Annotated in this window: 22 protein-coding genes and 1 other RNA gene; 7 read left to right on the forward strand and 16 right to left on the reverse strand. The window is 64.3% G+C overall.

Annotated elements, in window-relative coordinates; translation table 11 throughout:
• Positions 1-298: 298 nt before the first annotated feature.
• From ssrA to FPP74_RS11660, 8 genes are all read right to left on the reverse strand, one after another.
• Positions 299-682: a transfer-messenger RNA gene (gene ssrA, locus FPP74_RS11625) on the reverse strand.
• A gap of 69 nt (positions 683-751) precedes the next feature.
• Positions 752-1,408, reverse strand: coding sequence for an SDR family oxidoreductase (locus FPP74_RS11630; protein ID WP_144718712.1), 657 nt, complete (start codon positions 1,406-1,408; stop codon positions 752-754).
• A gap of 24 nt (positions 1,409-1,432) precedes the next feature.
• Entirely contained in the window at positions 1,433-1,930 is a 498-nt protein-coding gene (gene smpB, locus FPP74_RS11635) for an SsrA-binding protein SmpB (protein WP_095536353.1), read from the reverse strand.
• A 16-nt stretch (positions 1,931-1,946) separates the two neighbouring features.
• A complete protein-coding gene (ftsX, locus tag FPP74_RS11640; RefSeq protein ID WP_144718715.1) occupies positions 1,947-2,849 on the reverse strand; it encodes a permease-like cell division protein FtsX in 903 nt (300 codons plus the stop codon).
• Positions 2,850-2,851: 2 nt separating this feature from the next.
• On the reverse strand, positions 2,852-3,544 hold the full coding sequence (gene ftsE, locus FPP74_RS11645) for a cell division ATP-binding protein FtsE (RefSeq protein ID WP_095278949.1): 693 nt from the start codon (positions 3,542-3,544) through the stop codon (positions 2,852-2,854).
• 128 nt (positions 3,545-3,672) lie between these two features.
• Positions 3,673-5,046: an NAD-dependent succinate-semialdehyde dehydrogenase gene (locus FPP74_RS11650; RefSeq protein WP_095546030.1), complete on the reverse strand. Its 1,374-nt coding sequence runs from the start codon at positions 5,044-5,046 to the stop codon at positions 3,673-3,675.
• A 56-nt stretch (positions 5,047-5,102) separates the two neighbouring features.
• The gene (locus FPP74_RS11655) at positions 5,103-6,329 is read right to left on the reverse strand and encodes an oxygenase MpaB family protein (RefSeq protein ID WP_144718718.1); all 1,227 of its coding nucleotides are present in this window, start codon (positions 6,327-6,329) and stop codon (positions 5,103-5,105) included.
• Between the two features lie 37 nt (positions 6,330-6,366).
• Positions 6,367-7,746, reverse strand: coding sequence for an oxygenase MpaB family protein (locus tag FPP74_RS11660; protein WP_255456153.1), 1,380 nt, complete (start codon positions 7,744-7,746; stop codon positions 6,367-6,369).
• 248 nt (positions 7,747-7,994) lie between these two features.
• Here FPP74_RS11660 and FPP74_RS11665 point away from each other — a divergent pair, with 248 nt between their 5' ends.
• Complete coding sequence (locus FPP74_RS11665) at positions 7,995-9,128, forward strand: PDR/VanB family oxidoreductase (RefSeq protein WP_144718721.1); 1,134 nt, start codon at positions 7,995-7,997, stop codon at positions 9,126-9,128.
• 65 nt (positions 9,129-9,193) lie between these two features.
• On the opposite strand, the gene FPP74_RS11670 is transcribed toward FPP74_RS11665, so the two are convergent.
• From FPP74_RS11670 to FPP74_RS11690, 5 genes are all read right to left on the reverse strand, one after another.
• Positions 9,194-9,406, reverse strand: coding sequence for a hypothetical protein (locus tag FPP74_RS11670; RefSeq protein WP_144718723.1), 213 nt, complete (start codon positions 9,404-9,406; stop codon positions 9,194-9,196).
• 222 nt (positions 9,407-9,628) lie between these two features.
• Entirely contained in the window at positions 9,629-10,549 is a 921-nt protein-coding gene (locus tag FPP74_RS11675) for a DMT family transporter (protein ID WP_144718726.1), read from the reverse strand.
• Between the two features lie 31 nt (positions 10,550-10,580).
• On the reverse strand, positions 10,581-11,957 hold the full coding sequence (accC, locus tag FPP74_RS11680) for an acetyl-CoA carboxylase biotin carboxylase subunit (RefSeq protein ID WP_095278944.1): 1,377 nt from the start codon (positions 11,955-11,957) through the stop codon (positions 10,581-10,583).
• Positions 11,958-11,993: 36 nt separating this feature from the next.
• Positions 11,994-12,524, reverse strand: a complete 531-nt coding sequence (gene accB / locus FPP74_RS11685; RefSeq protein ID WP_095278943.1) for an acetyl-CoA carboxylase biotin carboxyl carrier protein — start codon at positions 12,522-12,524, stop codon at positions 11,994-11,996.
• 2 nt (positions 12,525-12,526) lie between these two features.
• Positions 12,527-14,089 (reverse strand): pyruvate carboxylase, encoded by a 1,563-nt coding sequence (locus FPP74_RS11690; RefSeq protein WP_095278942.1) that lies wholly within the window; start codon positions 14,087-14,089, stop codon positions 12,527-12,529.
• Positions 14,090-14,501: 412 nt separating this feature from the next.
• Between FPP74_RS11690 and FPP74_RS11695 the strand changes: the two genes are divergently transcribed.
• Complete coding sequence (locus tag FPP74_RS11695; protein WP_144718768.1) at positions 14,502-15,818, forward strand: MFS transporter; 1,317 nt, start codon at positions 14,502-14,504, stop codon at positions 15,816-15,818.
• A 3-nt stretch (positions 15,819-15,821) separates the two neighbouring features.
• Here FPP74_RS11695 and prfB read toward each other — a convergent pair whose 3' ends face one another.
• Entirely contained in the window at positions 15,822-16,925 is a 1,104-nt protein-coding gene (gene prfB / locus FPP74_RS11700) for a peptide chain release factor 2 (RefSeq protein ID WP_095278941.1), read from the reverse strand.
• Between the two features lie 80 nt (positions 16,926-17,005).
• Between prfB and FPP74_RS11705 the strand changes: the two genes are divergently transcribed.
• Positions 17,006-17,812: an inositol monophosphatase family protein gene (locus FPP74_RS11705; RefSeq protein WP_255456155.1), complete on the forward strand. Its 807-nt coding sequence runs from the start codon at positions 17,006-17,008 to the stop codon at positions 17,810-17,812.
• Positions 17,805-18,587, forward strand: a complete 783-nt coding sequence (gene hisN, locus FPP74_RS11710; RefSeq protein ID WP_144718732.1) for a histidinol-phosphatase — start codon at positions 17,805-17,807, stop codon at positions 18,585-18,587. Before FPP74_RS11705 ends, hisN begins: the two co-directional genes overlap by 8 nt.
• A 1-nt stretch (position 18,588) precedes the next feature.
• Here the strand turns inward: hisN and FPP74_RS11715 are convergent, their stop codons facing one another.
• The gene (locus tag FPP74_RS11715) at positions 18,589-19,437 is read right to left on the reverse strand and encodes a S1 family peptidase (RefSeq protein ID WP_095548574.1); all 849 of its coding nucleotides are present in this window, start codon (positions 19,435-19,437) and stop codon (positions 18,589-18,591) included.
• A 116-nt stretch (positions 19,438-19,553) separates the two neighbouring features.
• Between FPP74_RS11715 and FPP74_RS11720 the strand changes: the two genes are divergently transcribed.
• From FPP74_RS11720 to FPP74_RS11730, 3 genes are read left to right on the forward strand one after another with little or no spacing between them, the layout of a single operon-like run.
• Positions 19,554-20,768, forward strand: a complete 1,215-nt coding sequence (locus tag FPP74_RS11720) for an amidohydrolase (protein ID WP_144718735.1) — start codon at positions 19,554-19,556, stop codon at positions 20,766-20,768.
• Between the two features lie 22 nt (positions 20,769-20,790).
• On the forward strand, positions 20,791-22,005 hold the full coding sequence (locus FPP74_RS11725) for a DUF418 domain-containing protein (protein WP_144718738.1): 1,215 nt from the start codon (positions 20,791-20,793) through the stop codon (positions 22,003-22,005).
• Entirely contained in the window at positions 21,980-22,414 is a 435-nt protein-coding gene (locus tag FPP74_RS11730; RefSeq protein WP_144718741.1) for a GNAT family N-acetyltransferase, read from the forward strand. Before FPP74_RS11725 ends, FPP74_RS11730 begins: the two co-directional genes overlap by 26 nt.
• Here the strand turns inward: FPP74_RS11730 and FPP74_RS11735 are convergent.
• Entirely contained in the window at positions 22,411-23,694 is a 1,284-nt protein-coding gene (locus tag FPP74_RS11735; RefSeq protein ID WP_144718744.1) for an HNH endonuclease signature motif containing protein, read from the reverse strand. The two genes, FPP74_RS11730 and FPP74_RS11735, sit on opposite strands and share 4 nt — an antisense overlap.
• Between the last annotated feature and the right edge of the window lie 118 nt (positions 23,695-23,812).

A 23,812-nucleotide genomic window follows, 5' to 3' on the forward strand; every position in this document is an offset into this window, starting at 1 on the left:
CAAACTCAAGCAACCAAGTCCGCAACACTGTGAAATTATCTCGTTCCCTCCGAGCGACTCACTCGCTCTCGGCAACGAGGAAATACTTAACCACGAACAACACAAACACGCAAACCCCCAGCACACACACGGTTTTTAGCAACCCAATGCTTGCGTTAACGCGAAACTTCTAGCGGTTGATTCTTCAGCGGTGATCCCTCACGTGGGGCGCGCAGGAATATCTCGAATTGAAAACTTTAGGTGAACTGGCAAAAAGAAACGCCCGCTGGCCATTGCTGACCAGCGGGCGTTCGCACTTCGGTGGAGCCGCCGGGAATTGAACCCGGGTCCTTCATCACCGCGCCAGGGCTTCTCCGTGCGCAGTCCGCGCGCTACCTCTGCTCGGCCCTCCGGATCAGGCGGACATGTCCGGATGATGAGCCCAGTAAGTGTGAAGTGTCCCTCCCAGAGGCCCACTCACAAGCCCGGGAGGCAAGTCCCCTAAGTCGATGCCAGGTACCGGGTCGGGGACGTCCCCGGCCTGACAGACTCGCGGTCGCTAGCTCTTAGGCAGCGAGGGCGAAGTCACGCTGAGAGTTCTTCTCTGCGTTTATTGGTTGCTGCGACGCTTACGGTGGTCTCCAGCCTGCACCGGCACGCTTCCCCTGGCTAAGTCGATGAAGTCGAAACCTGAATCGACCCCTTGTCAACTACGGGAACCGTAGGAGAAGTAACCCTACCTCTCCCCCACTACAACCGCAAGCCCCTGCCGTTATTCCATCCCGGTTGGGGTGATCCGCAGGAAGTCCACCACAGCGTCCGGGCCCGCATCGACTGCCAGGCGCGCCGCCTTAGCCACAGAGGCAGCGTCCATCTTCGGCGCGTCGCCGTGGGTCGGGGCTGCGATCATGTCCGTGTTCGTTCGCCCGGGGTGCAAGGAGGTGACGCGGATGGCGCCGGCTTCTTCCAGTCGCAGCGCGTCGGTGAAGCCGCGGAGCGCGAACTTTGACGCGCAGTACGCGGAGTTTTCGGGAACACCGAAGAAGCCGGCGCCTGAATTGATGGTGAGGAGGAGTCCACGTGAGCGTCGTAAAGCGGGCAGCAACTCCCTGGTGAGGGTGATGGGCGCGTGGACATTGACCTCCATCGACTCCCTCCACTGCGCCTCGGTGAGCTCGGCGAAAGGGGCCTTGTGCAGCACGCCGGCCGCGTGGACGAGCACGTCGACCTGCTCGATGGCGCGGGCGGCGCGAATGAGCGCCTCGGTATCGGTGAGGTCCACCTCGAAGGGCTCCGCGCTCGGGAGTGCGCGGACAACCTCGGAGGCATCGCGCGACGCGCCCGCGATAATGTGATGGTCCTTGCCCAGCTCCTCGGCGATCGCGCGACCAATGCCACGCGATGCACCGGTAATCAATGCAGTCTTCATGCGCCCCACCGTAGCGCGCGCCCCCTAGGCCTTGATTCCCTTGAACTTCCGGCCCAGGTCGCGGGCGATCTCGCGATCCTCGGTGCGACGCTTAATCGCGCGACGCTTATCGTAGTCCTGCTTGCCCTGTCCCAGGCCGAGCTCCAGCTTCGCGCGGCCGTCCTTGAGGTACAGGGACAGCGGGATGAGGGTGCGGTTGCCGTCGCGAATCTTGCCCTCCAGCGAGTCGATCTCGCGGCGGTGCAGCAGCAGCTTGCGGGTGCGGCGCGGCGGGTGGTTGGTCCAGTGGCCGCGCGAGTACTCGGGGATGTGCATATTGCGCAGCCAGACCTCGCCGTTATCAATGGTGGCGAAGGCCTCGACCAGCGAGACCTTGCCCTCGCGCAAGGCCTTGATTTCCGTGCCGTAGAGCACGATGCCAGTCTCCCAGGTGTCCAAGATGGTGTAGTCATGCCGAGCTTTCCGGTTGGTCGCGAGGACACCGGTGTTGCTCAGCTTCTTCTTTTTACTCTTCTTGGCCATAGGAGCAACAAGTGTACTACTTACGCACGTAAGAACGAAGTGCCACCTGCGCCGCCACCGCGCCGACGACCATGGCGCCGAGCCCCACGAGCGGCATGACGGTCCACACGGCGGAGTCCGGCACGCGCGCGATCAGCGACGACGAGTACAGGTCGCCCAGCATCGGATCGACGATCGAGCGCTTTGCCACCCACGTGAGAATCGTTGCCAGCACCGCGCCCACGAACACGGAGATCAGCGCCTCCAGCACGAACGGCGCCTGCGTGAACCAGCGGGACGCGCCGACCATGCGCATGATGCCGATCTGGTCGCGGCGATTGAACGCGGCGAGCTGCACCATATTCACAATGAGGAAGATCGCCGCCAGCGCCTGCGCCGCGGCAACGGTGAAGGTCACGTTACGGAACGTATCCATCGTGCCGGCCGCCTCGCGCACCGTGTCCGCCTGGTCCGTCACGACGGTCACCTGCGGCATCGACGAGATCTTCTCAATCGGTGAGGTATCCGCCGGATCCGCCAGGCGCACGTGCAGCGCCGCCGGCAGCGCGTCCGGGGTCGTCTCGCGCACCAGGTCCGGCTCGGACTCCTCAAACAGCTCCTTGAACCGCTCGTACGACTGCTCGCGGGAGCGGAACGTCACTTGCTCTACCCCGCTGTCCCCCTGCAGCGCGTCGCGCACCTCCTTGCAGGCGTCGGACGAGCAGTCCTTGTCGGTCGCGGAGATGTCCTCGTCCAGCTCCACCATGACCTCGACGCGGTCCAGGTACAGGTCCTTCGTCTCGCTCGTCGCCTGCGAAATCAAGATGCCCGCTCCGACGAGCACCAGCGACAAGGCGGTCGTGATGATCAGGGCAATGGTCATGGTGACGTTGCGCCCTAGCCCGCGAAATCCCTCGCGGAAAATGAAATTCCAGTTCACAGCTATCCCCTCACGTTTCCGTACACGCCGTGCTCGTCGTCGCGCACGAGTCGGCCCAAATCGAGTTCCATCACGCGCTTGCGCATGTCGTTCACCGCGCGGGCGTTGTGCGTGGACATCACCACGGTGGTCCCCATCCGGTTGATGCGCGAGAGCAGCGCCAGGATCCCATCTGCGGTCGCAGGGTCGAGGTTGCCCGTGGGCTCGTCGGCAAGCATGAGCGCAGGCTTATCGACGAAAGCGCGCGCGATCGCCACACGCTGCTGCTCACCGCCCGACAGCTCGTGCGGCATGCGGTTCGCCTTGGCGTCCAAACCGACCAGCTCGAGCGCCTCCGGCACCAGCTTCTTGATGCGCTCCTTCGATTTGCCAATCACCTCCAGCGCGAACGCGACGTTGTCGTACACGCTGAGCTTGGGCAGCAGGCGGAAGTCCTGGAAGACGTAGCCGATGGACTGGCGCAGCTTGTTCACCTCTTTGCCGCGCAGCTCGTTGACGTGGAAGTCGTTGAAGTAGATGTCTCCGGAAGAGACGTTCTCCTCCCGGATCATCAGCTGCAGGAAGGTGGATTTACCGGAGCCGGACGGGCCAATGAGGAAGACGAAGTCCCCGTCTCCGATCGTGAACGACACGTCGTCCAGCGCAGGCCGGGTCGACGTGGGGTAAACCTTGGTGACGTTGGAGAATTTGATCACCGGACCGACTTTACCTGTTACTGGTGTGACAGGTGAAGCCCCAGACCGCGCTTGTGCTGCGCAATCTGGGGCTTCACCCTCGCCCCGCACGCCGCCTGCGAGCGACAACGCGCGAGTCTGTGAACTTGTTAGTCGTTCACGTAGAGGTACTGCTTGTTCACGAACTCATCGAGCGCGAACACGGACAGCTCGCGGCCGAAGCCGGAGCGCTTCACGCCACCGAACGGCAGCACGGCGGAGAAGTACTGCCCGAGGTTGACGTGGATCATGCCAGTGTCGATCTGGTCCGCGACCTTGATCGCACGGTCGGTGTCCTCGGAGAACACTGCGCCACCCAGGCCCTGGCGGGAGTTGTTGGCCAGCGCCACCGCTTCCTCCTCGGACGAGACCTTGTAGATCTCAGCGACCGGGCCGAAGAACTCCTCGTAGTACTCGTCAGAGCCGACCGGGAGGTCGGTGAGCACTGCCGGGGAGTAGTACGCGGTGGTGTCGTCCAGCTCGCCGCCGGTGCGCAGCGTCGCACCCGCCTTGACGGCGCGCTTGACCTGGTCGTCCAGCAGCTCCGCGGCGTTGCGGGAGGACATCGGGTAGTACTCGTTCTCGCCCGGGTTGGACGGGTCACCCTTCTTGTAGGACTCCGCAATCTTCACCATCTCGTCGACGAACTCGTCGTAGATGTCCTCCATGACGATGATGCGCTTGTTGGAGGTACACACCTGGCCCGCGTTCTGCACGCGCTTCGCCCACGCATCCTGCGCGGCAGTCTTGATGTCGGCGGAGTCCAGGATGACGTACGGGTCGGTACCGCCAAGCTCCAGGACGACCTTCTTCAGGTTCTTGCCCGCGGTCTCCGCGACCTTCGCGCCGGCACGCTCGGAACCAGTCAGGGAAACACCCTGGACGCGCGGGTCCGCGATGATGGTCTCGATCTGGTCGTGGGAGGCGTACACGTTGGTAAACACGCCGTCCGGCAGGCCCGCCTCCTTGAGGATCGCCTCAAACGCCGCGGCGGACTTCGGGGTGATCTCTGCGTGCTTGAGCAGGATGCAGTTACCGTTCATCAGGTTCGGGCCGGCGAAGCGAGCCACCTGGTAGATCGGGAAGTTCCACGGCATGATGCCGAGCAGGGTGCCCAGCGGGAGGCGGCGGACTACTGCCTTGCCGCCCGGGACGTCGACTTTTTGGTCAGCGCAGTGCTCGGCCGCGTGGTCGGCGTAGAACTGCAGGATGTCGCCGGAGAAGTCGGCCTCCCACTCGCCTTCCGGCACCGACTTGCCCATCTCCTCAGCCATGATCTTGGCCAGCTCGTTCTTCCGCTCCTTGAGCAGCTGCGCAGCCTTGCCGACGATCGCCGCACGCTCCTCGTACGACGTGTGACGCCAGGACTGGAACGCCTCGTCGGACTTGGCCAGGATCTCCTGCACCTGCTCGTCCGTGGGGTGATCGAACGTCTCGACGACCTCGTTGGTCATCGGGTTCTGTACGCGGTACGGGTTAGACATCGTGTCCTATTTTCCTCTCGTAGATTACTTTCTCGTGCTGTTTGTGAACTCTACCACTACGCGCCGGGCCTGTAAGCCCCGTCGCTCATCTTTACGCCTTCGTCCTGGGACATGTAGGAGGTGTCCTGCGTGAGGGCGTCGAGAAGCGCCTGGTGGTTCTGCGCAACTTCCTTCTCCAGCGCTTCTGGGTTCGCACGCAGCAGGTCGAATCGTTGCTGCACCAGCGGCAGGTCGAGCTCGACGAACGGGCGGGAAACGAGCTGCGGGACGTTGAACTGGTCCGCAATCTCGTCGCCGTGCATGAGACGGGTCGCGGTGTACATCCAGTCATCGATGGACTCGTCCGGGAACGGCAGCATGGCCTTGACGTTGGTGCGGAAGCCGTTAAAGAGCGCGTCGATGAGGGCGCGGGACGCATCGTTCGGCTCGCCGTCGACGGCGTGGATCGCGTCGATCGTCTCCTGGGAGGCGTCGATGTCCGTCTCATTGTCCAGCAGGTCGGTCGGAATGCCGAGCATGATGCCCACGACTTTCCACAGGTAGAACAGGTCCTGCTCCTCCTCCACCGTCAGCCTGTAACCCAGGTTCCGCAGGTACGTGAACGCGATGTAGGTGAAGTCGAACCAGGTGCGGAGCATGTCGAACTCGCTGATCGGGCGGCCCCACTCCGCGTAGTCCAGCCCCAGCTGGCCCTGCACCCGGCGGACGTGGGCGTGCATGGCGCGCACCATGCCGGTGTGGACGAAGCTGACGTTGCCCGGCTTCAGCCCGTCCTTCAGGTAGACGGAGTAGATCCAGTTGGTGGTGTACGCCAGGCGGTGCACGGCGCCCTCCGTGAGCTCGCCGGTGTTCACCAGGACGTTTGCAATCGACGGGGTGATGTAGGTGTGGATCAGCGCGCCCGGCCCGAGCGACAGGTTCTGCGCAAGCACCGGGATCGCCAGCGCCGCCTGCTGTCCGCGCTCGAGGCGCTCCCAGTCGACGCCGTCGAGGGCCGCGTTCATGTCGTCGATAAGCGCCTTGACCTCGGGCAGCGTAGCATCGGTCGCCTCGCCGCGCGCGAGTGCTTCGCGCAGGTTCGGCATGATCTCCTTGCTCTTGTGGCCGCTGGTAAACAGCGCATCCGCAATGGGATCGCTCGCCCAAAACGCCTGTTCAAAGCGCTGCGCGCGGGCTTCGCCGAACTTTGCGACGAATGCGTCACGGTCGCCACGCGCCGACGGCCACTCGGAGCGGTCGTAGTGGTCCTGCGCGAGCGGGTTCTCAGTAAAAGTCTGGGTCATGGTGGGTCTCCTTGTAGTTGGGTGTGGCAGCGCGGGGTTAGCGCAGGCCTTCCTTGGATGTGTCGTGCAGCTTGTACTCGGCCTTGACGTCCGGGGCCTTCTCGGCCACGTAGTCCTCGATCTGCTGGAAAACGTCAGACCACGGCGGCTTGCCCTCTCCGGCCTTCTTGGCCTTCTTGGCCTGCGCACCCGGCAGCTTGTCCAGCAGGCGGTAGATGACCGCCTCGGACTTCGCCTTGAGCAGGAATGCGATCTTCCAGTGCAGGTACGGGGTCCCTTCGAAGCGCGACCCCTTGACCATGAACTTCGTGTCCTCGTCGCCGATGATCAGCGACAGCGCGCCGAGCACCTGCCCCGGCATCTTCGAATCAAGGTCTTCGAGAATGCCCATGAGCGCGGTGGCAACGCGCACGTGGTAATCGGAGGAGTAGCCGCCGTTGGCGTAGATGAAGTCGGTCATCTTGCGCATCTCGTCGCCCGTCTTCGGGATCAGGCGCTCCTCGGCGCCCATGAGATGTAGGACCCACGCCCAGTACATGGCGACGTCGTCCCACTCCTCGCCCGTGTGTGGGCGCCCGAAGAACTCGTCCACGCCGATCGGCATGAGGGCGAACCAGCCTTCGCCGGAGACGAGGAACGATGAGCCGATCGGGCGACCGAATTCGTTGTAGTGCTCAGGACCCCACAGCTTTTCCAGGCCTCGGTTTGCCTGCGCGTGCAGCAGGCGCACGCGCACCGCTGCTTTGAGGCCGTCGCTGTAGCGGTCGAACACGCCCTTCTTGCCCAGGTCAACGAAGAACTTCACCGTCTCGATGATGCGAGTAAAGGACTCGATCTCAAACATCGCTGTCTCACCCGTCGCTGCGGAGGTACGGTCCTCCATCGTGGTGGCCCAGTAGGCGAATCCGATAGAGAGCAGCTCTGCCGACGGCGTCACGTTGTAGTAGGCGATGCGGCCACGCTCCGCGGCCTCAAGGTCGATCCACTCCGGGATGTTGTCTACCTCGGCGAAGAACTCCACGAGCTCCGGCGACGGGTCGGCCACCGTGTCGATTCCGCTGTTGAGCGCCTGCTCGAAGTCCGCGCGGGACTTCTCGGCGCCATCGCGCTTGAACGCCTCGGCCAACTTCGAGCCGGTCTCGTCGGTCTGCCACATGTGGTCATCCAGCAGCTTGGTCTGGAAGCTGTCGTAGCCCTCCCAGGCGTCGGCCACCGTGTGCCACCGGTCAAAGAGGTTGTGGCGCAGCTTCGACCAGCCAGGGCGCTTCACGCGACGCTTCGGCGCCGGTCGCAGCGGCATCCCGTCGCGGTAGAAGTAGCGGAAGTCCTCGTAAGGATTGTCCGACATGGGGAGAATCTCCGGGCGCACCGGATTTTGATACTGATGCTCCTCGCGGACATCTGTGCTGGCAGTCATCGTCATCCCGTTTCTCTGCACTTTTGCGCCGCCCCTCACGGGCGGCTGGGTTGGTTCGCTTGCCGCAAATAGAGTGATAGTAACCGCCTTCCACCCGCGCATGTTACCTATCCGATAGTCATGCAGTGGTGTATTGCCGGTCACTTTTTGCGTGGTTTTATACTATCCATTACAGAACGGGCCCGGCAACCAATTTGGCGCCCTTTTTGGATTACACATTTTCTATTCGCTTTTCGACGGAGTCCACCATGGGAAACGACACTGGCATCGGCAGATTTACAGCGTTTTTTGGAGGAAAAAAGAAGAAAGCAGACCCAAACGCAGCCGACCGAGAAGCCGCACTGGAATCCCGGCGCGCCACGAAGACGGAACGACGCGTTAGCGGAGACATCATCGAACTCACCGTCACCGGTGTCGAGCGGGCACACGGCATCGCGCTCATCACGTTCACAACCACCGACGGCGCCCCGCTTCCTGGGTACGAGCCCGGCTGCCACGCAGACTTTCTCCTGCGCACCCCAGACGGCGAGGAACTCGTGCGTCAATTCTCCCTCTTCCCCACCCACCACCTGGGCGACAAGGAGGGGGCCTACGGCGTTGAGGTCAAGCGCGAAGCCGGTTCCAAGGGCGGCTCTGCGGCAATCCACCGCATCGAGGTCGGCGACACCCTCCGCATCCGCCCGCCCCGCAACAATTTCCCCCTGGCCAAAGACGCGAAGCGGTCTGTGCTCGTCGGTGCCGGGGTGGGCATCGCCCCAATCTTCTCGCTGGCGCGAGAGCTCCAAATGCAAGATGCCGACTACTCGGTGCTGTATTTCGCTTCAAGCGAGGAGCGCGCGCTGATGCGCCACCTCATTGACACCTATCTGCACGGCCGGACCAAGAGCATCTTCGCTTCGGGCGAACGCGACAAACAGGCCGGCTACATCAGAGAAGCGCTCGCGACTTCAGCGGTCCCGGCGAAGGACACACACTTGTATGTCTGTGGGCCACACGGCTTCATGGACGGTGTCATCGAAACGGCGTCGGCCACGCTCCCCCGGGACAACATCCACTTCGAGACCTACCGCCCCACCAAGGAAGCTCTCGCCGGGAACCATGACGCCGACGGCGCTTTCGACGTCATTTTCAACGGCGAGACGTACCACATCCCCGAGGGTGAATCCGTCCTCGACGTCTTCGAGGACGAGGACGTGCCCATCCTGTCCCAGTGCGCGGAGGGCACGTGCGGCACCTGCGTAATGCGCGTTATCGACGGCACCCCCGACCACCGCGACAGCATCTTCACCGAAGAGCGCCACGAGAAGGGCGCATTCACCACCTGCGTGTCACGCTCGCTCTCCCCCACGCTCACGCTCGAGCGCTGGCGACAGACCCCATAAACAAACCTGAGAAAACTGCGCAATGCGCAGTTTTCTCAGGTTCTAGGCGGCGAGCCGTTCTTCAGCTACAGGAACTGCTGGAGCTCCTTGCCGTCCTTGCAGGCTTGGATTGCCTCTGCATTGTTGGCCCCGGCAATTATCTCTGCTTCCGAGGAGCCAAAGGCCTGACCCAGATCAGCAGATGTACGAATAACACCCACGTTTTCCTCGGTCAAGATCTCGAGATCCTTTACCCATTTGACGTTGGAGCGGTCCCAACGCCCGCTTTTGACCTTCACGTCCCCGCTCAAAGGGATACGACACACAGAGCCAGACCGTTCCATCGTGTTCGATGAAGCGTCTGCGGGCGGCGCCGGGGACATTGTGGCGGCGAGCGCCGCAGCAACAAGATTCTTCGCAGAAGAATCCCTCTCGCGTGACAGTGAGTTACCCGAGATACAAATAAACACTGCATGTGAGCTTGACGGACGGGATGCCGCCAGTGCGTTCGGGGGGAATCGTTAGAGCAGTCGAACCATTGCTACGCCGACGAGCACGACCGCCAGGCCGGTGAGCCGGAATGGCGACGGAAACCCCTTTGTGCCTCCACCGATGCCGAGCGACTCGAGCACCTGACCACAGATGATCATGCCAACCAGCGAGCCGATGACGGTAGTGCCGGCACCCAAGAGGGGCGACAAGCTCGCCCCGCCAAAAACGAAGAGGGCGCCGAGCACTCCCCCAAGCCACATCCACCACGGCCCCGGGGCGACGCCTGAAGCCACGGCGCGACGAGGGGCTGGAATCAGGAGGACCATGGCGAAGAGCAGGATGAGGCCGACGGCGAGCGAAATCTGCCCGGCCTGGATCGGACTGTGCAGCACTTTGCCCAGGTAGCCGTTCACTGCAGTCTGGGTCGCAGAGCCCATCCCCATCAGTACGCCGAAGCCACGCAACAACCACGCACGTGCGCCACTTGCGGTGCCATGCAGTCGGGCACCTCGCCCAACCTCCAGAACCATCGCGATACCGAGCAGCACGATCAGCGCGCCGAGAAGCCTGAGTGGTCCGACGGGGGTTTGGGGGTAGCGGAAGAGCCCGGTGGCGTCGATAAGCAGCCCCATGAGCACTTGCCCCAGGATGGGAAGGATGGTGGTTTGGACGGCGCCGAGCTCCGGAAAGAGCACGATGTTGCCGGCGATGAACATCACGCCCATAAAGCCACCGAGCCACACCCACCACGGCTCAGACGCGGCGAGTGCCAGGTCCGGGACCAGGGTGCGTGTGGCAAAAAGCGCGATGACGCAGGACGCGGCAACTGCAAGGATGAACGAAAGGAATGTTGCGCCGATCGGCGATCCCACGCTTTGCCGAAGCCGGGTATTAATCGCGGTTTGCACGGGGACGATCGCCCCGACCATCATGGCCACGACGACCAACATTCTGTGCCCTCCTTACAGGCGCTGCGAGGTGTTACTCCTCAGTGGGGATCTCGTTGACTGACTCGAGGACCTTCGCCACGTAGCCGGTGTTGATGTCACCGCTGCGGAACTGCTCGCTATTGAGCAGGTAGGCCTGGAACGGGCCGGTGGTGACAACGCCGTCGACGGTCAGCTCGTCGAGGGCGCGCAGAGTGCGCTCGATCGCGGCGTCACGGTCCTCCGCCCAGCAGATGAGCTTGCCCACCATCGAGTCGTAGAACGGCGGGATGGTGTACCCGGACTCGATGTGCGTGTCCATGCGCACCCCGAACCCGCCCGGCGCACGGTAGTTCTCGATCTTGCCCGGGCGCGGCGCGAAGTTCTCATTCGGGTCCTCCGCGTTGATGCGGCACTCGATGGCGTGGCCGCGGATCTGCACATCGTCCTGGGTCAGGCGCAGCTTCTGCCCGGAGGCGATGCGCAGCTGCTCCTGGATGAGGTCGACGCCGGTGATCATCTCGGTGACCGGGTGCTCCACCTGGATGCGGGTGTTCATCTCGATGAAATAGTACTTGCGCTCGATGTTGTCGAACACGAACTCCACCGTTCCGGCGTTCTTGTAGCCGACCTCCTTGCAGAGGTTGATCGCCGCTTCCTGGAGGCCGGCGCGGAGCTCGTCGTCGATTGCGGGCGACGGGGCTTCCTCGATGAGCTTCTGGTTGCGGCGCTGCGAGGTGCAGTCGCGCTCACCGAGCGCAATCGCGTTCTCGCCGTCCGCAAGCACCTGAATCTCGATGTGGCGGATGTCTGTGAGGAAGCGCTCGATGTAGACCGACGAGTCGTTGAACGCGGACTGGGCCTCGTTCATGATCTCGTTGAGGTCTTTCTCCAGCGTGTCCTCGGACTCCACCACGCGCATGCCTCGGCCACCGCCGCCGGCCGCCGCCTTGATCAGCAGCGGGAAGCCGGTCTGCTTGGCCACCTCGAGCGCTTCGTCGAACTCGGTCACGACGCCGTCGGAGCCGGGCACCGTCGGCACGCCCGCGCTCTGCGCGATACGCTTCGCCTCAATCTTGTCGCCCATCCGGCGGATGTGCTCGGACGACGGGCCGACAAAGCCGATCTCCTCGTCCTCGACCATCTTGACAAAGTCGGCCTTCTCGGAGAGGAAGCCGTAGCCGGGGTGGATCGCGTCGACTTTGTACGCCATTGCGGCGGAGACGACGAGCTCCGGGCTGTTGTAGCTCTTGGCGGCGTTCGCCGGGCCGATGCACACGGCTTTGTCGGCTTCCTTCACCGGAAGCGAATCGCGGTCGCCTTCGGAATATGCCAAGACGCTCTTGATACCGAGCTCCTTGCAGGCACGGATGATGCGAAGTGCGATCTCACCGCGGTTGGCAATGAGTACGCTCCCCAACAACTCAGACATTGGGACTCCTCACCTTTCTAGGGGTTGTGGGTGTGCTTACTTGGGCTCGATGATCATGATGGTCTGGCCGTGCTCGACAGCCTCCTCGTTCTCTACAAGGATCTGCTTGACGGTACCGGCGACCTTCGCCTCGATGTTGTTCATCAGCTTCATCACCTCGACGATGCACAGCACCTGGCCGACCTCAACCTCGTCGCCAACCTTCACAAATGGGTCAGCGCCAGGCTTCGGAGCCGCGTAGTAGGTGCCCACCATCGGCGCGGTGATCTCGACGCCGTCGGCCGGGGCCTCGGACGCAGCCGGTGCCGGAGCGGGTTCCGGAGCCTTCGGTGCGGGCGTTTCCTCCACGGCCGGTGCAGCTGGTGCCGGAGCGGGTGCAGCCGGTACAGCCTCGGGCGCTGCCGGGGCCGGAGCAGGGGCAGCCTTGAGGTGGCTCAGCCCGCCGGGGGTCTTGGAAAGGGCGAGCTCGATGTCTCCGTACTTGATGCTCAGCTCTTCGATGTCGCCGGACTGGTTGACCCAATCCAGGAGGGACTTCAGCTCGTTGAAGTTGGTGGTCTCAGACATGGTTACTTGTCTCCTTTTTTGGTGAGGTTGATTTCGAGGTCGTCGGTCTTGAGGTGGAACTCGCCTGAATTAGTGGTGTCGTAGATCTTTTGGACCAGCTTGGTCAGCTCGCCGCCAGGCACGCCTTCGCCCTGGCCGGCGCGCCCCTCGGCGACGAAGCGCTTCATCTCGTCCACGTTGTTGCCCGGGATGTTCGCGCGCAGCAGGATCGTGTCGATGTCGTCGTCCGGGTACTGCTCCTTGAGCGCGGGAAGTGCCGGCTCCAGCTTTGGACGGCCTTCCTTGATCTCGGCCGAGCCGTTCGCCTTAATCTTCTCCAGCGCATCCGGGTCGATCGGCGCGAGCGGCTCGCCGTAGTGGCCGAGTGCGTACTTCTTGATCTCGTTAGGCACCACGGAGTAGCGCTCGCCGGAGATCACGTTCATCACGGCCTGGGTTCCCACGAACTGCGCAAACGGAGTAATCATGATCGGGAACGCGAGCTCCTCGCGCACGCGCGCGGTCTCGTAGAGCAGGTCCTCGAAGCGGTCGGACAGCCCGGCGGTCTCCAGCTGGGATTCAAAATTGGTGAGCATGCCGCCCGGCAGCTGGTGCATGTAGTGGACGCCGTCGAAGGCACGGGGCTTGCCGACGGGCTTGTCCTCCCTGTCGGCGATCTCCTGGATCTTCTTGCTCACGTTGTCCACGCGCTCGTCGTCAATGTTGATTGTGTAGCCGAGCGCGCGCAGGTCGCGGGCGAGCGCCTGGGTCGCGGGCTGGCCCTGGCCGTTGGCCAACGGCGCGGTCGAGGTGTGGATGGAGTCCACTCCGAGCTCAGCGGCGTAGATGTAGGTCAGTGGCGACAGACCGGTAAGCGAGTGGGTGTGGACCTCCAGCGGTAGGTCGTTCCCAATCGCGCCGCGGATCGCCGGGATCAGCGTCTTCATCCGGTCCGGGGTGAGCAGGCCACCGGCATCCTTGAGCATGATGCGGTCGACGTCGGTGCGCTCCACCAACTCCTGGGCCTTGTCAATGTAGAGCTGGTCGGTGTGCACGGGGCTGAGGCAGTAGGACAGACACCCGTAAGTCTCCGCGCCGAGCTCCTTAGCCAGGATCAGCGTGTCGGCGATGTTGTCGATGTCATTGAGGCCATCGAACGCGCCGATGACGCGGAAACCGTTGGCGTACAGGCGCTCGACCCACGCGTGGATGACGTCGTCGGGCAAGAAGTCAAACGACGCGAGGTTGCGGGAACGCACCATGGCGCGGAACTTGGTACCCGGCGCCGCGTTCTCGTGGACCAGGCGAACACGCTCCCAGGGGTCCTCCCTGAGGTAGCGCACGGGCACGTCGAACTGGATCGGCGCGACGAGGTCCACGTGCTCGAAGCCCGCGTTGGTGATGTCGTCGAGCATCTCCAGCATGTGCTCGGTGCGCATGCGCGTCGCCCAGATGGACTGGTGGGCGTCGCGAAGCGTGGTGTCGATGATCTTGATCTCGCGCTCGCTGTTCGCAGGGCGACCCCCCGCGGCGAGAATCTCGGCGAGACTTTCTGTGCTGAGTTCCTCTGGTTTGAGAGCAACCATATTTTCCTCCTTAAAAACACCAGAATCGGGACTGCCTTTGAACTTTGGCCCGCTCAAGACGTGTGTTTCCGGTGCGCTCATTGTAAGCACTTCAAAGTGTGATGTGCGACGAGTTTTTCGGAATATCGCATATATCCCACTATTTCCCGTAGTGAAGCCCTAAGTCACTTCCCCCGAAAGTGGTGCGTAATATGCACGCGGGTTCGCTATGCGCACATTTGCACGCCAACGGCGACACCCCAACCGAGCCCACTACCTGGACAAACGCTTTCATTGTGAATCGAAGCACAAATTCCTTTTGGTGAGACCCAGGTTTCCCGCCCCTAAAGAGTGACCTGGATTATAGTTTCTGCTCACACCCATCCACCCCACAGACTAGGGAGGCCTCGTGTCAACCACCCAGACCCAGCCCGTGGCACCGGAGCACCATCCGGACCACGAGTACCCCGCAGACCGAAAGTCGCTCGGCGCCAGCCTCATCGGCCAAGTCCTCGAGTGGTTCGAGTGGAGCTCCTACGCCGTCTTCGCCCCGTTCATCGCGGCGGCGATGTTCCACAAAGCGGACCAGACCTCCGCCCTGCTGGCCACCTTCGGCGTTTTTGCCGTCGGCTTCCTCGTCCGCCCGCTCGGTGGCATCGTCTTCGGGCACATCGCGGACCAGAAGGGCCGGAAGGCGGTCCTCATGATCACCATCATCATGATGGCGGTCGCATCTGTGCTCATCGGCTTCCTCCCGTCCTACGACACCATCGGTATCTGGGCGTCGGTCGGCCTGCTCCTCATTCGCGTCGCCCAGGGCTTCGCCCACGGCGGCGAGTCCGCGGCCGCCAACAGCTACATCCCCGAGATCGCCCCGCCGTCCAAGCGCGGCAAGTGGGGGTCGCTGGTCTACGTCTCCATCTTCGGTGGCTCCGTGATCGCTTACGTCATCGGCGGCTGCATCTCACTCGTGCTCAGCGACGAGCAGATCGGCGCCTGGGGCTGGCGCATCCCCTTCTGGATCAGCGCCCTGGCTGCCGTCTTTGCTCTGTACATGCGCCGCCACATGAAGGAGTCCGACCACTTCACCGAGCTCGATGAGGCAGTGGCCAACGAGGACGACGACCGGCGCGCGCACGAGGCCGTGGAGCAGCGCGTCAACCACCGCCCCGTTGTGGTCAACGTCCTCCTGGTCATCGGCATGGTCTCCGGCGTGACCGCCGCCCACTACACCTGGACCTCGTACGTCTCCACCTACGCCATCTCACAGCAGGGCATGTCCACGCAGGGTGCCTACTGGGTCACCGTGGTGGCGCAGGCGATCGGCCTGATCGCCCTGCCGATGTGGGGCGCACTGTCCGACAAGATCGGCCGCAAACCCGTCATGTACACCTTCGCCATCCTGGTGGCCCTCCTGCAGCTGCCGCTCATGGGCCTTATCGACGCCCGCCCGTGGACCCTCCTCGTCGCGTCCACCCTCGCGATCATTGCCGTGGCCGCCGGCGGCGCGCTGCTCGCCCCGGTCATGTCGGAGGTCTTCCCCACCGACCAGCGCACGCGCAGCATCGGTCTCGCCTACTCCATCTCGGTGGCCGTGTTCGGCGGCACCGCGCCCTACATCTTCCAGTGGTTCGTGGCCCACAACCTGTCGTGGGCGTCCGGCACCTACGTGATCGCGATGTGCATCCTGACGCTGATCAGCATGTACATCTTGCCGGAGACGAAAGGCATCGACCTCCGCCACGCGTAGGAGCTACTCCTCGCCCTGCTCCTGTGCCTTGCGCCACCGGATGCCGGCCTCGAGGAAGCCATCGAGGTCCCCATCCAGCACCTTCTGCGGGTCGCCGACCTCGTAGTTGGTGCGCAGGTCTTTCACCATCTGGTACGGGTGCAACACGTAGGAGCGCATCTGGTTGCCCCACGACGCGTTGCCGCCCGCGCCCAGCGCGTCCAGCTCCGCCTTCTCTTCCTGCCGCTTCTTTTCCAGCAGCTTGGACTGCAAGACGTTGAGCGCCGAGGCCTTGTTCTGAATCTGGGACTTCTCGTTCTGGCAGGTCACCACGATCCCGGTGGGGATGTGGGTGATGCGCACCGCCGAGTCGGTGGTGTTCACGCTCTGCCCGCCGGGGCCGGAGGAACGGTACACGTCGACCCTGATGTCCGAGTCAGGGATGTCAATGTGGTCGGTCCGCTCCACCACCGGCAGGACCTCGACCTCCGCAAACGAGGTCTGGCGGCGCCCCTGATTGTCAAAGGGGCTGATGCGCACGAGACGGTGCGCCCCCTGCTCGACGGAAAGCTGACCGTACATGTAATCGCCGTGGACGGCGAAGGTGGCCGACTTGATGCCCGCCTCCTCCGCGTAAGAAATGTCGTAGACGTCCACCTTGTGGTCGTTCTTCTCGGCCCAGCGGACGTACATGCGCATGAGCATCTCCGCCCAGTCCGCAGCGTCCACGCCGCCCGCGCCCGAGCGGATGTTCACCACGGCCTCGCGCGCGTCGTACTCGCCCGAGAGCATGGTCTGCACCTCGAGCGATTCCACTCGCGCCTCCACGTCCTCCAGCTCCTCCGCGGCCATGGAGGGGTCCCCCTCTTCTTCCGCGAGTTCGACCATGACCGGGAGGTCGTCGATACGCGTGCGCAGCGACGTCACCTTGCGCAGGCGCGCCTGCACGTTGGAGAGCTCCGAAGTGACCTGCTGCGCGTGCGAGGGGTCGTCCCACAGCGAGGGGTCGGCGGCCTGCTGCTCGAGCTCGCGGATGCGCACGCCCATCTCCTCGAGGTCCATCACCTTTTCAATGGTGGTGAGCTTCGAGTCGAGGTCGGCGATGCGCGTCTGAGTCTCCGGTTGCATAAGAGCGCAGTCTAGTCGAGGAGCAATGCGGCAGCCCCGGTCCCCCGCGCCAAACCGCGATGCCGTGGATAATGGGCCGCATGACATCCACCGCACAGTTCATTGAGGCCCACCGCGAATCCGACGACGCCGCGCTCGCCGCCGCCCTGGTCAAGCACGCAGGCCAGCTCGCGCTGCGCATGCGCGAGGAGGGGCTGACCACCGACTACAAGACGTCAGTGTCCGACGTGGTCACTGAGGCCGACCGCGCCGCGGAGGCATTCGTGGCGGAGGCGCTCGCCGCGCTCCGTGCCGACGACGGCGTGGTTGGAGAAGAAGGCGCGGCCCGCGACTCCGCAACCGGCCGCACCTGGGTCATCGACCCGGTCGACGGCACCTACAACTTCTCGCAGGGCTCGGACTACTTCTGCTCTGCCATCGCGCTCACGGATGCAGCGGACACGGAACGGGTGCGCCTCGGCGCCGTGCACCGCCCCGCCACAGACACGACGTGGCTGGCCAACCAGGGCGTGCTGACGGTGAACGGGGAGCGTGCGGAGGGGTTGACGGGGGCGTCGATAAGCGAGAAAGCCCTGGCCACGTACCTGCACCCCACGTACATGCGCAAGGACGCCGTGCGCGACGTGTGGCTGCGCGCGGTGCGCGACGCGGCGACGATCCGGATGTGGGGCGCCGGCTCGATTGACCTGGCCACCGTGGCTGCGGGGCAGATCGGCGGGTGGCTGCAGCACTCCGTGGCGGATTGGGATTGGCTGCCAGGCAAGGCGCTGGTGGAGGCGGCGGGCGGCGTGGCCCGCAAGGTGGATGCGGGCGGAGTGACATGGTGTGTGGCGGGAAATGCCCAGATTGTGCAGGACATCACTACTAGACTTGTCGGGCATGAGTAATTTCGCCGACGACCTCGCCCTCGCACTCGAACTGGCCGATGCGGCCGACGCGCTCACGCTCGCGCGCTTCGAAGCCTCTGACCTGCGGGTGGAGTCCAAACCGGACATGACGCCCGTCTCCGACGCGGACCTCGCCGTCGAGGAGGCGCTCCGAGCGGAGCTTGCGGAGTCGCGGCCAGCGGACGCGGTGCTTGGCGAGGAGTTCGGCGGTGAGGTGGCGCTCGAGGGCCGCCAGTGGGTCATCGACCCGATCGACGGGACGAAGAACTTTGTCCGCGGCGTGCCCGTGTGGGCGACCCTCATTTCGCTGCTTGTGGACGGCGAACCGGTCGTCGGCGTCGTTTCCGCCCCCGCCCTGACCCGCCGCTGGTACGCGTCGGCCGGCGGCGGCGCCTGGCGCACGTTCAACGGCGGCGAGCTCACGCGACTCGAGGTCTCCGGGGTGCGCTCGCTTGCCGACGCCTCCCTCGCCATGTCCTCCCTCGCCGGTTGGCGTGATCGCGGCCTGCTGGAGAAGTTCATCGGCCTGACGGAGCAGACCTGGCGCCTGCGTGGCTACGGCGACTTCCTCAACTACTGCTTCGTCGCGGAGGGCGCGGTGGACATCGCCGCCGAACCGGAGGTGTCGCTGTGGGACCTCGCCGCCCTGTCGGTGCTGGTCACGGAGGCCGGCGGGCAGTTTACTTCTCTGTCCGGCGAGGACGGCCCGCACGGCGGCGACGCGCTGGCCAGCAACGGCGCGCTCCACGACGCAGCGCTCTCGGCGCTGCGCTAAGTTACGGCAGGCGGAACCCGTTGTTCAGGTCCGCCAGGATGGCGTCCATGCGGGCGGCGCTGGTGGGCGCGTAGATCGGCCCCTGCAGCGGGGTGGTGCACTGCACGTCGAACGGCGCGGGGAACAGGCCACCGTTGATCATGCCGACGAGGCGGTCGTCCGTGTACAGGGGCGCGCCGGAGTCGCCCTGCATCGCGCAGACCTGGTTCACGTTCTGCACGTTCCAGTCCGACCAGGTGATCCCACAGGTCTCGCCGGAGGCCACGCCCTTCTTGCACACGTTTTTGCCCGGCTTCACCGGCGCGGAGCCGAGGTGGTTGATGGTCACGCCATCGTAGGAGCGGGTGACTTCGGCGTTGGAGCCGAGCTCGATGAGCGCGTAGTCCAGGCGCTCGTTGACCTTGACGATGTTGCCAGAGTGCCCCACCTGCCAGGAGTCCGCCGAGGAGACCGGGTCTCCGACCTTGCCGCAGTGCCCCGCGGTCAGGGCGTACTTGTTGCCGTGCTCGCCGTAGCCGGCGACGGCGACGGTGCACATGACCTCGTTGTCGCCCTCGCCCACGTAGATGGGGGTGCCGGGGCCGTACAGGGAGTTGCCGCGCTGCAGGGCCTCGTTGGACTCGCGCGGGATGCGCGGTGCGTCGTGGAAGGAGCCGGGCACGCGGTGCAGGACGTAGTCCGCAAGCGGCTTGCCGGCCAGCACCTTTGAAATCGGGTCGTTGTGCCAGGTGTAGTTCGGGTCGATCGGCGCCGGCTGCGGTGCAGGCGCTTCACCAGCGTTCGCGGGCGCAGCAGGCAGCGCGGCGACGGCAAACGCGGTGATCAGGGCGGCGATACGACGACGAATCATGGGCATTCTTCCTACATAGACCACAACAGCAACTCCCGTATACATTGCCATGTTTTTGCCCCAATTTCCTCATTTACCACATCAAAGGTGGGAAGTGCCCGGGCTAGCATGTCCCCATGACGAAATCTTTTGCACTCACTGGACCGTTTGCACCATTCGAGTCCGATCTGGACGCCACCCGCGGCGAGCGCGAAGCGTTGTACAAGTGGTTCCACCAGCACCCCGAACTCGCCCTGGAAGAGCACCAGACGAGCGCCCGCATCGGCGAAGAGCTGGAAGCCGCCGGCTTCACCGTCGTGCCGGTGGGCGCCACCGGCAAGGTCGGCATCCTCACTAACGGCGACGGGCCGACCGTGTGCTTCCGCGCCGACTTCGACGCCCTGCCGCTCTCGGAGGAGACCGGCCTGGAGTACTCGGCCGACCCCGCGCTCGGCGCCGCCCACGCCTGCGGGCACGATATGCACACGGCGGCCTTGCTCGCGGCGTCGACAATGCTTGCGCAGCACACTGACGCCTGGTCGGGCACGCTCCTCGCACTGTTCCAGCCCGGCGAGGAAACCGGCGCCGGCGCGCGGGACATGGTGGAGCACGGCCTGGCGGAGAAGGTGCCGACCCCGGACGTGGTGCTGGGCCAGCACGTCGGCCCGATGATTCCCGGCTACGGGATGGGCGCGCTCGCCGGGCCGGTGTGTTCCACGTGCGTGCAGACCAAAATCACCATCCACGGCACCGGCGCGCACGGCTCGATGCCGGAGAAGGGGGTGGACCCCGTGGTCATCGCGGCGCACGTGATCACCCGCCTGCAGACCATTGTGTCGCGCGAGATCGCCCCGCAGGAAATGGGCGTGGTGACGGTGGGCGCGATCCACGCCGGCGAATCCCCGAACACGATCCCCGCCACCGCCGAGCTGTCCGTGAGCACCCGCGCGTTCACCACCGAGGTCAGCGACCGCCTGAACAGCGCCATCCGGCGCATCGTCCGCGCCGAGTGCGCGGCGGCGGGCGCGACCACGGAACCGACGTTTGAGATTGTCGGCGGCGCCCCCGAGTTCTCCAACGACGAGGCCATCGCCGAGCAGGTGATGGCCGCGTTCCGCGAGCAGTTCGGCGATGTGGTCGGCGACTTCGGCCGGCTGTGCGGTTCCGAGGACTTCCCCACCATCGCCAACGCCTTTGGCGCGCCGTACTTCTACTGGTTTGTGGGCAGCAGCGCGGACATCGACTCCGCCCCGTCCAACCACTCCCCCTACTTTGCGCCCGACCTGCAGCCCACGCTCGACCAGGCCACCCGCGCCATCCTCGTCTCGGTCTCGCCCTGGCTGATGCGGTAAGCAGCTGGTAAAAGTGAGGCCCATGCAACGACTACTCGTCCCCGACCTTGCCCGCGGCACAGCACTGCTTGGCATCGCGCTGGCCAACGGCTCGCTATTTTGGATGATCAATCAGCACTCGCAGCCGGAGTCAGGCCCCGGGTGGAGTGTCGGCGGGGTGCAAGAGGGCTCGCTTATCGACGCCGCGTTGGCCCTCTTCGCCGCCCTCTTCGTCCACTCCCGCGGCCTGCCCATGTTTGCCACGCTGCTTGGCTTCGGCTTCGGGCTTGTCGTCTCCAGCCTGTACCGGAAGCAGTACCCGGTTGGCGAGGCACGAAAGATCCTGGCCCGCCGCTACGGGGCACTTGCGCTGTTCGGCCTGGCGCACATGTTCCTGGTGTTCTTCGGCGACATCATGACCATGTACGGGTTTGTCGGCATGCTGCTTTCGGTGATGTTCACGCTCTCGACGAAGGTGCTGCGCATCATCTCGTACTCCTGCCTCGGCCTCTACATCCTTTTCACTTCATTCATTGGCGTATCAGCGGCGTTAATCCCTGAGGTGGCTAAGGAGATGGGTGGGAACAATGTGCTCAATGAAGAATTTGGGAGTTTTGGCACCTACTTCACCAACAACCTCGCCAACGCGGCAGAAATGCTGCTGTCCACCCCGTTTATCCTGCTTGAGCTTGTCCCCTTGGCCACCATCGGCTATGTGTGGGCGAAGGAAGGCGTGCTGGTCAACACCAAGCAGCACGCACGCACGCTGTGGACGTGGACGATCCTGGCCGGGGTCATCATGTTGGCCATCGGTCTGCCCTGGGGGCTGGCCGCCATTGGCGTGCTCAATCCCGAGTTGGAGTCGAGCCTGCACCTGCTCAACAGCGCAATTGGCTGCCTCACCGGACCTGGCATCCTCGCCGCGCTGACGCTGCTCACGTCGCGCCTGAACAACGCGGCACCCACCTGGACTTACCCGCTCGTCGCGCTTGGCAAGCGTTCGATGTCCGGGTACCTGGCGCAGACCTTTTTCTTTCTCGCATTGGTGTACCCGTTTAGCCTGGGACTTGGCCAGGACTGGACCATCAGCGGCAAACTCGCACTCAGCGCCTGCGTGTGGCTTGCGACCGTGCTACTCGCCACCGCACTCGAAGCTGCTGGAAAGCAGGGCCCGTTTGAATGGGCACACCGCCACGTTTCCTACGGCAAGGCAGGAAGGATTGAACCGCACCGTGATCGTGCTGAAATCGCTGGATGAGATGACCCCGCGCGAGGTCCACACGCTATACAAGCTCCGCGTGGATGTCTTCGTCGCCGAGCAGGATTGTCCGTACAACGAGATCGACGACCAGGACGCCGACCCGGACACTAGACACATTCTGGCGCTTACCGACGGCGGCGAGCTCGCCGGCTGCGCGCGCGTCTTCCCCACCGAAACCGGCTCGCGCTTTGGGCGCTTCGTGGTGCACCCAGCGCACCGCGGATCCGGCATCGGCCCGCGCATCGTGCGCACCGGAATCGAGTACACCACTCGCTGGCCAGGCGACCTCATCGTCGAGGCACAGTCTGGCCTGGTCGACTACTACTCACGTTTCGGTCTGGTCGCGGAGGGCGAGGAGTTCCTCGACACCGGCATCCCGCACCGCAGGATGCGCCTGGCGCGCTAAGCGCTCCCCTGGTTGAACTCGCGCAGGGTCAGGGACGCGTCGCTGCGCAGCGGCGCCTGATAGCTTTCCGCCACGAACCTGCTCCCATCCCGAAACACGAAGTGCAAGTCGGGGCCGTCCTCCAGGATGCGAATCCACCCCTCCGAGACCATCGCGTGGCACGACGAGCACAACGGCAGCAGATTGTGCAGGTCCGTGGCGCCTCCGTCCGCCCAGTCGTGTACGTGGTGGACCTGAATGAACCGCGTATGGTCGCATCCAGGCATCGCGCAGCGCCCGCCCCACATAGTCATCAGCGCGTTGAACTGCCCGTCCGTGGCCAGCCGCGACGCCCTCGACGTGTTGAGAATCAGACCGTCCTTGTCCACCGTGTTCACGCGCACCATGGCGTTCGCCACGGCGTGCGCCACGCTTGCCGACGCCGCCGCGCCCCCAACCGGCAAATAGGCCCCTCCGTCAACCGTGGTCACGATGTTGACGTGCGCACCCGGGGCGCGTAGCGGGTTCTTCGGGCGCGAGCGCACGACATTCACCATCCCCATGAACGCAGCGAGCATCACCTTGCCCGTGGGCATCCCGATTCCGGACGAGGTGGGCAGGTCCTCCAGCTCCTCCTCGACCGCGTCCCGGTTGACCGCATCCTGCAGGTCAACGTCGTGGTAGGCCAGTTCCCCGATCTTCAGCGCGGCCGCCACCTGCGCGCCTTCCATCGGGCTGAGGTCGGCCCACAGCCCGAAGCGTCCGTTCTTGCGCTCCGCAATCCGCACGTACGAGGACCGTGTCGGGGCATCCTCGCCGTCGTCCCTGTCCAGCAGCGCAAGCTCCGCCCCCAGCTCGTGGTAGCCGTGTTTCCGTGCCATCTCCACGAGCGTCGACTCGTCGTTCTTCTTCAGGTACGGGAGGAGCAGGCGCACCTTGGAGTAGTTCACTGCGCCTTCTTGGAATGCTTCCGCGAGCAGGTGGTACGTGGTCAGCTCACGAGCGACGCGCACATACTCGTGCGCTGTGGTCTGCGAGATCCCCAGCCGCCGCACCAGCCACCCCGCGGTCGTCCTCGCCCCGCATCGACGAGCCAGCCGCAGCGAATCAAAGATGCCAATCTGGTGCAGCAATTGCGCTTTACAGGTGGTGATCCTGCCAAACGTGTCCTCGATGCGGGAAGCGAGCTCCGCGATCGCGTCGTCGTCGCCCGGAGAATGTTCGAAATCTTGCGTCTTGTCGTCCACACTTTCGTCTGCGGTAGGTGGCTTTGGTGTGGCATCGGTGGTCGTGATCGTCATGGCGCAGGCCCCTTTCGGGAGGTGGGATGGTCGGAGTTTTGGTTGTACGCAACACGGTAGCACCCCACCCGAACACGCCACCTGCCTGCGGTTATGGCGGTATAACAACAGGGGTCAT

It is taken from the genome of Corynebacterium sp. NML180780, from assembly GCF_007786415.1.
GTDB classification, from domain to species: domain Bacteria; phylum Actinomycetota; class Actinomycetes; order Mycobacteriales; family Mycobacteriaceae; genus Corynebacterium; species Corynebacterium gottingense.

Excerpts from the sequence above, each read along its gene's own strand:
- FPP74_RS11655 (WP_144718718.1), bottom strand. The coding sequence starts at position 6,329 with ATGACCCAGACTTTTACTGAGAACCCGCTCGCGCAGGACCACTACGAC.
- FPP74_RS11690 (WP_095278942.1), bottom strand. The coding sequence starts at position 14,089 with ATGGTTGCTCTCAAACCAGAGGAACTCAGCACAGAAAGTCTCGCCGAG.
- accC (WP_095278944.1), bottom strand. The coding sequence starts at position 11,957 with ATGTCTGAGTTGTTGGGGAGCGTACTCATTGCCAACCGCGGTGAGATC.
- FPP74_RS11660 (WP_255456153.1), bottom strand. The coding sequence starts at position 7,746 with ATGACTGCCAGCACAGATGTCCGCGAGGAGCATCAGTATCAAAATCCG.
- FPP74_RS11725 (WP_144718738.1), top strand. The coding sequence starts at position 20,791 with ATGCAACGACTACTCGTCCCCGACCTTGCCCGCGGCACAGCACTGCTT.
- FPP74_RS11715 (WP_095548574.1), bottom strand. The coding sequence starts at position 19,437 with ATGATTCGTCGTCGTATCGCCGCCCTGATCACCGCGTTTGCCGTCGCC.
- FPP74_RS11735 (WP_144718744.1), bottom strand. The coding sequence starts at position 23,694 with ATGACGATCACGACCACCGATGCCACACCAAAGCCACCTACCGCAGAC.
- FPP74_RS11675 (WP_144718726.1), bottom strand. The coding sequence starts at position 10,549 with ATGTTGGTCGTCGTGGCCATGATGGTCGGGGCGATCGTCCCCGTGCAA.
- FPP74_RS11650 (WP_095546030.1), bottom strand. The coding sequence starts at position 5,046 with ATGTCTAACCCGTACCGCGTACAGAACCCGATGACCAACGAGGTCGTC.
- hisN (WP_144718732.1), top strand. The coding sequence starts at position 17,805 with ATGAGTAATTTCGCCGACGACCTCGCCCTCGCACTCGAACTGGCCGAT.
- FPP74_RS11720 (WP_144718735.1), top strand. The coding sequence starts at position 19,554 with ATGACGAAATCTTTTGCACTCACTGGACCGTTTGCACCATTCGAGTCC.
- smpB (WP_095536353.1), bottom strand. The coding sequence starts at position 1,930 with ATGGCCAAGAAGAGTAAAAAGAAGAAGCTGAGCAACACCGGTGTCCTC.
- FPP74_RS11705 (WP_255456155.1), top strand. The coding sequence starts at position 17,006 with ATGACATCCACCGCACAGTTCATTGAGGCCCACCGCGAATCCGACGAC.
- accB (WP_095278943.1), bottom strand. The coding sequence starts at position 12,524 with ATGTCTGAGACCACCAACTTCAACGAGCTGAAGTCCCTCCTGGATTGG.
- prfB (WP_095278941.1), bottom strand. The coding sequence starts at position 16,925 with ATGCAACCGGAGACTCAGACGCGCATCGCCGACCTCGACTCGAAGCTC.
- FPP74_RS11665 (WP_144718721.1), top strand. The coding sequence starts at position 7,995 with ATGGGAAACGACACTGGCATCGGCAGATTTACAGCGTTTTTTGGAGGA.
- FPP74_RS11630 (WP_144718712.1), bottom strand. The coding sequence starts at position 1,408 with ATGAAGACTGCATTGATTACCGGTGCATCGCGTGGCATTGGTCGCGCG.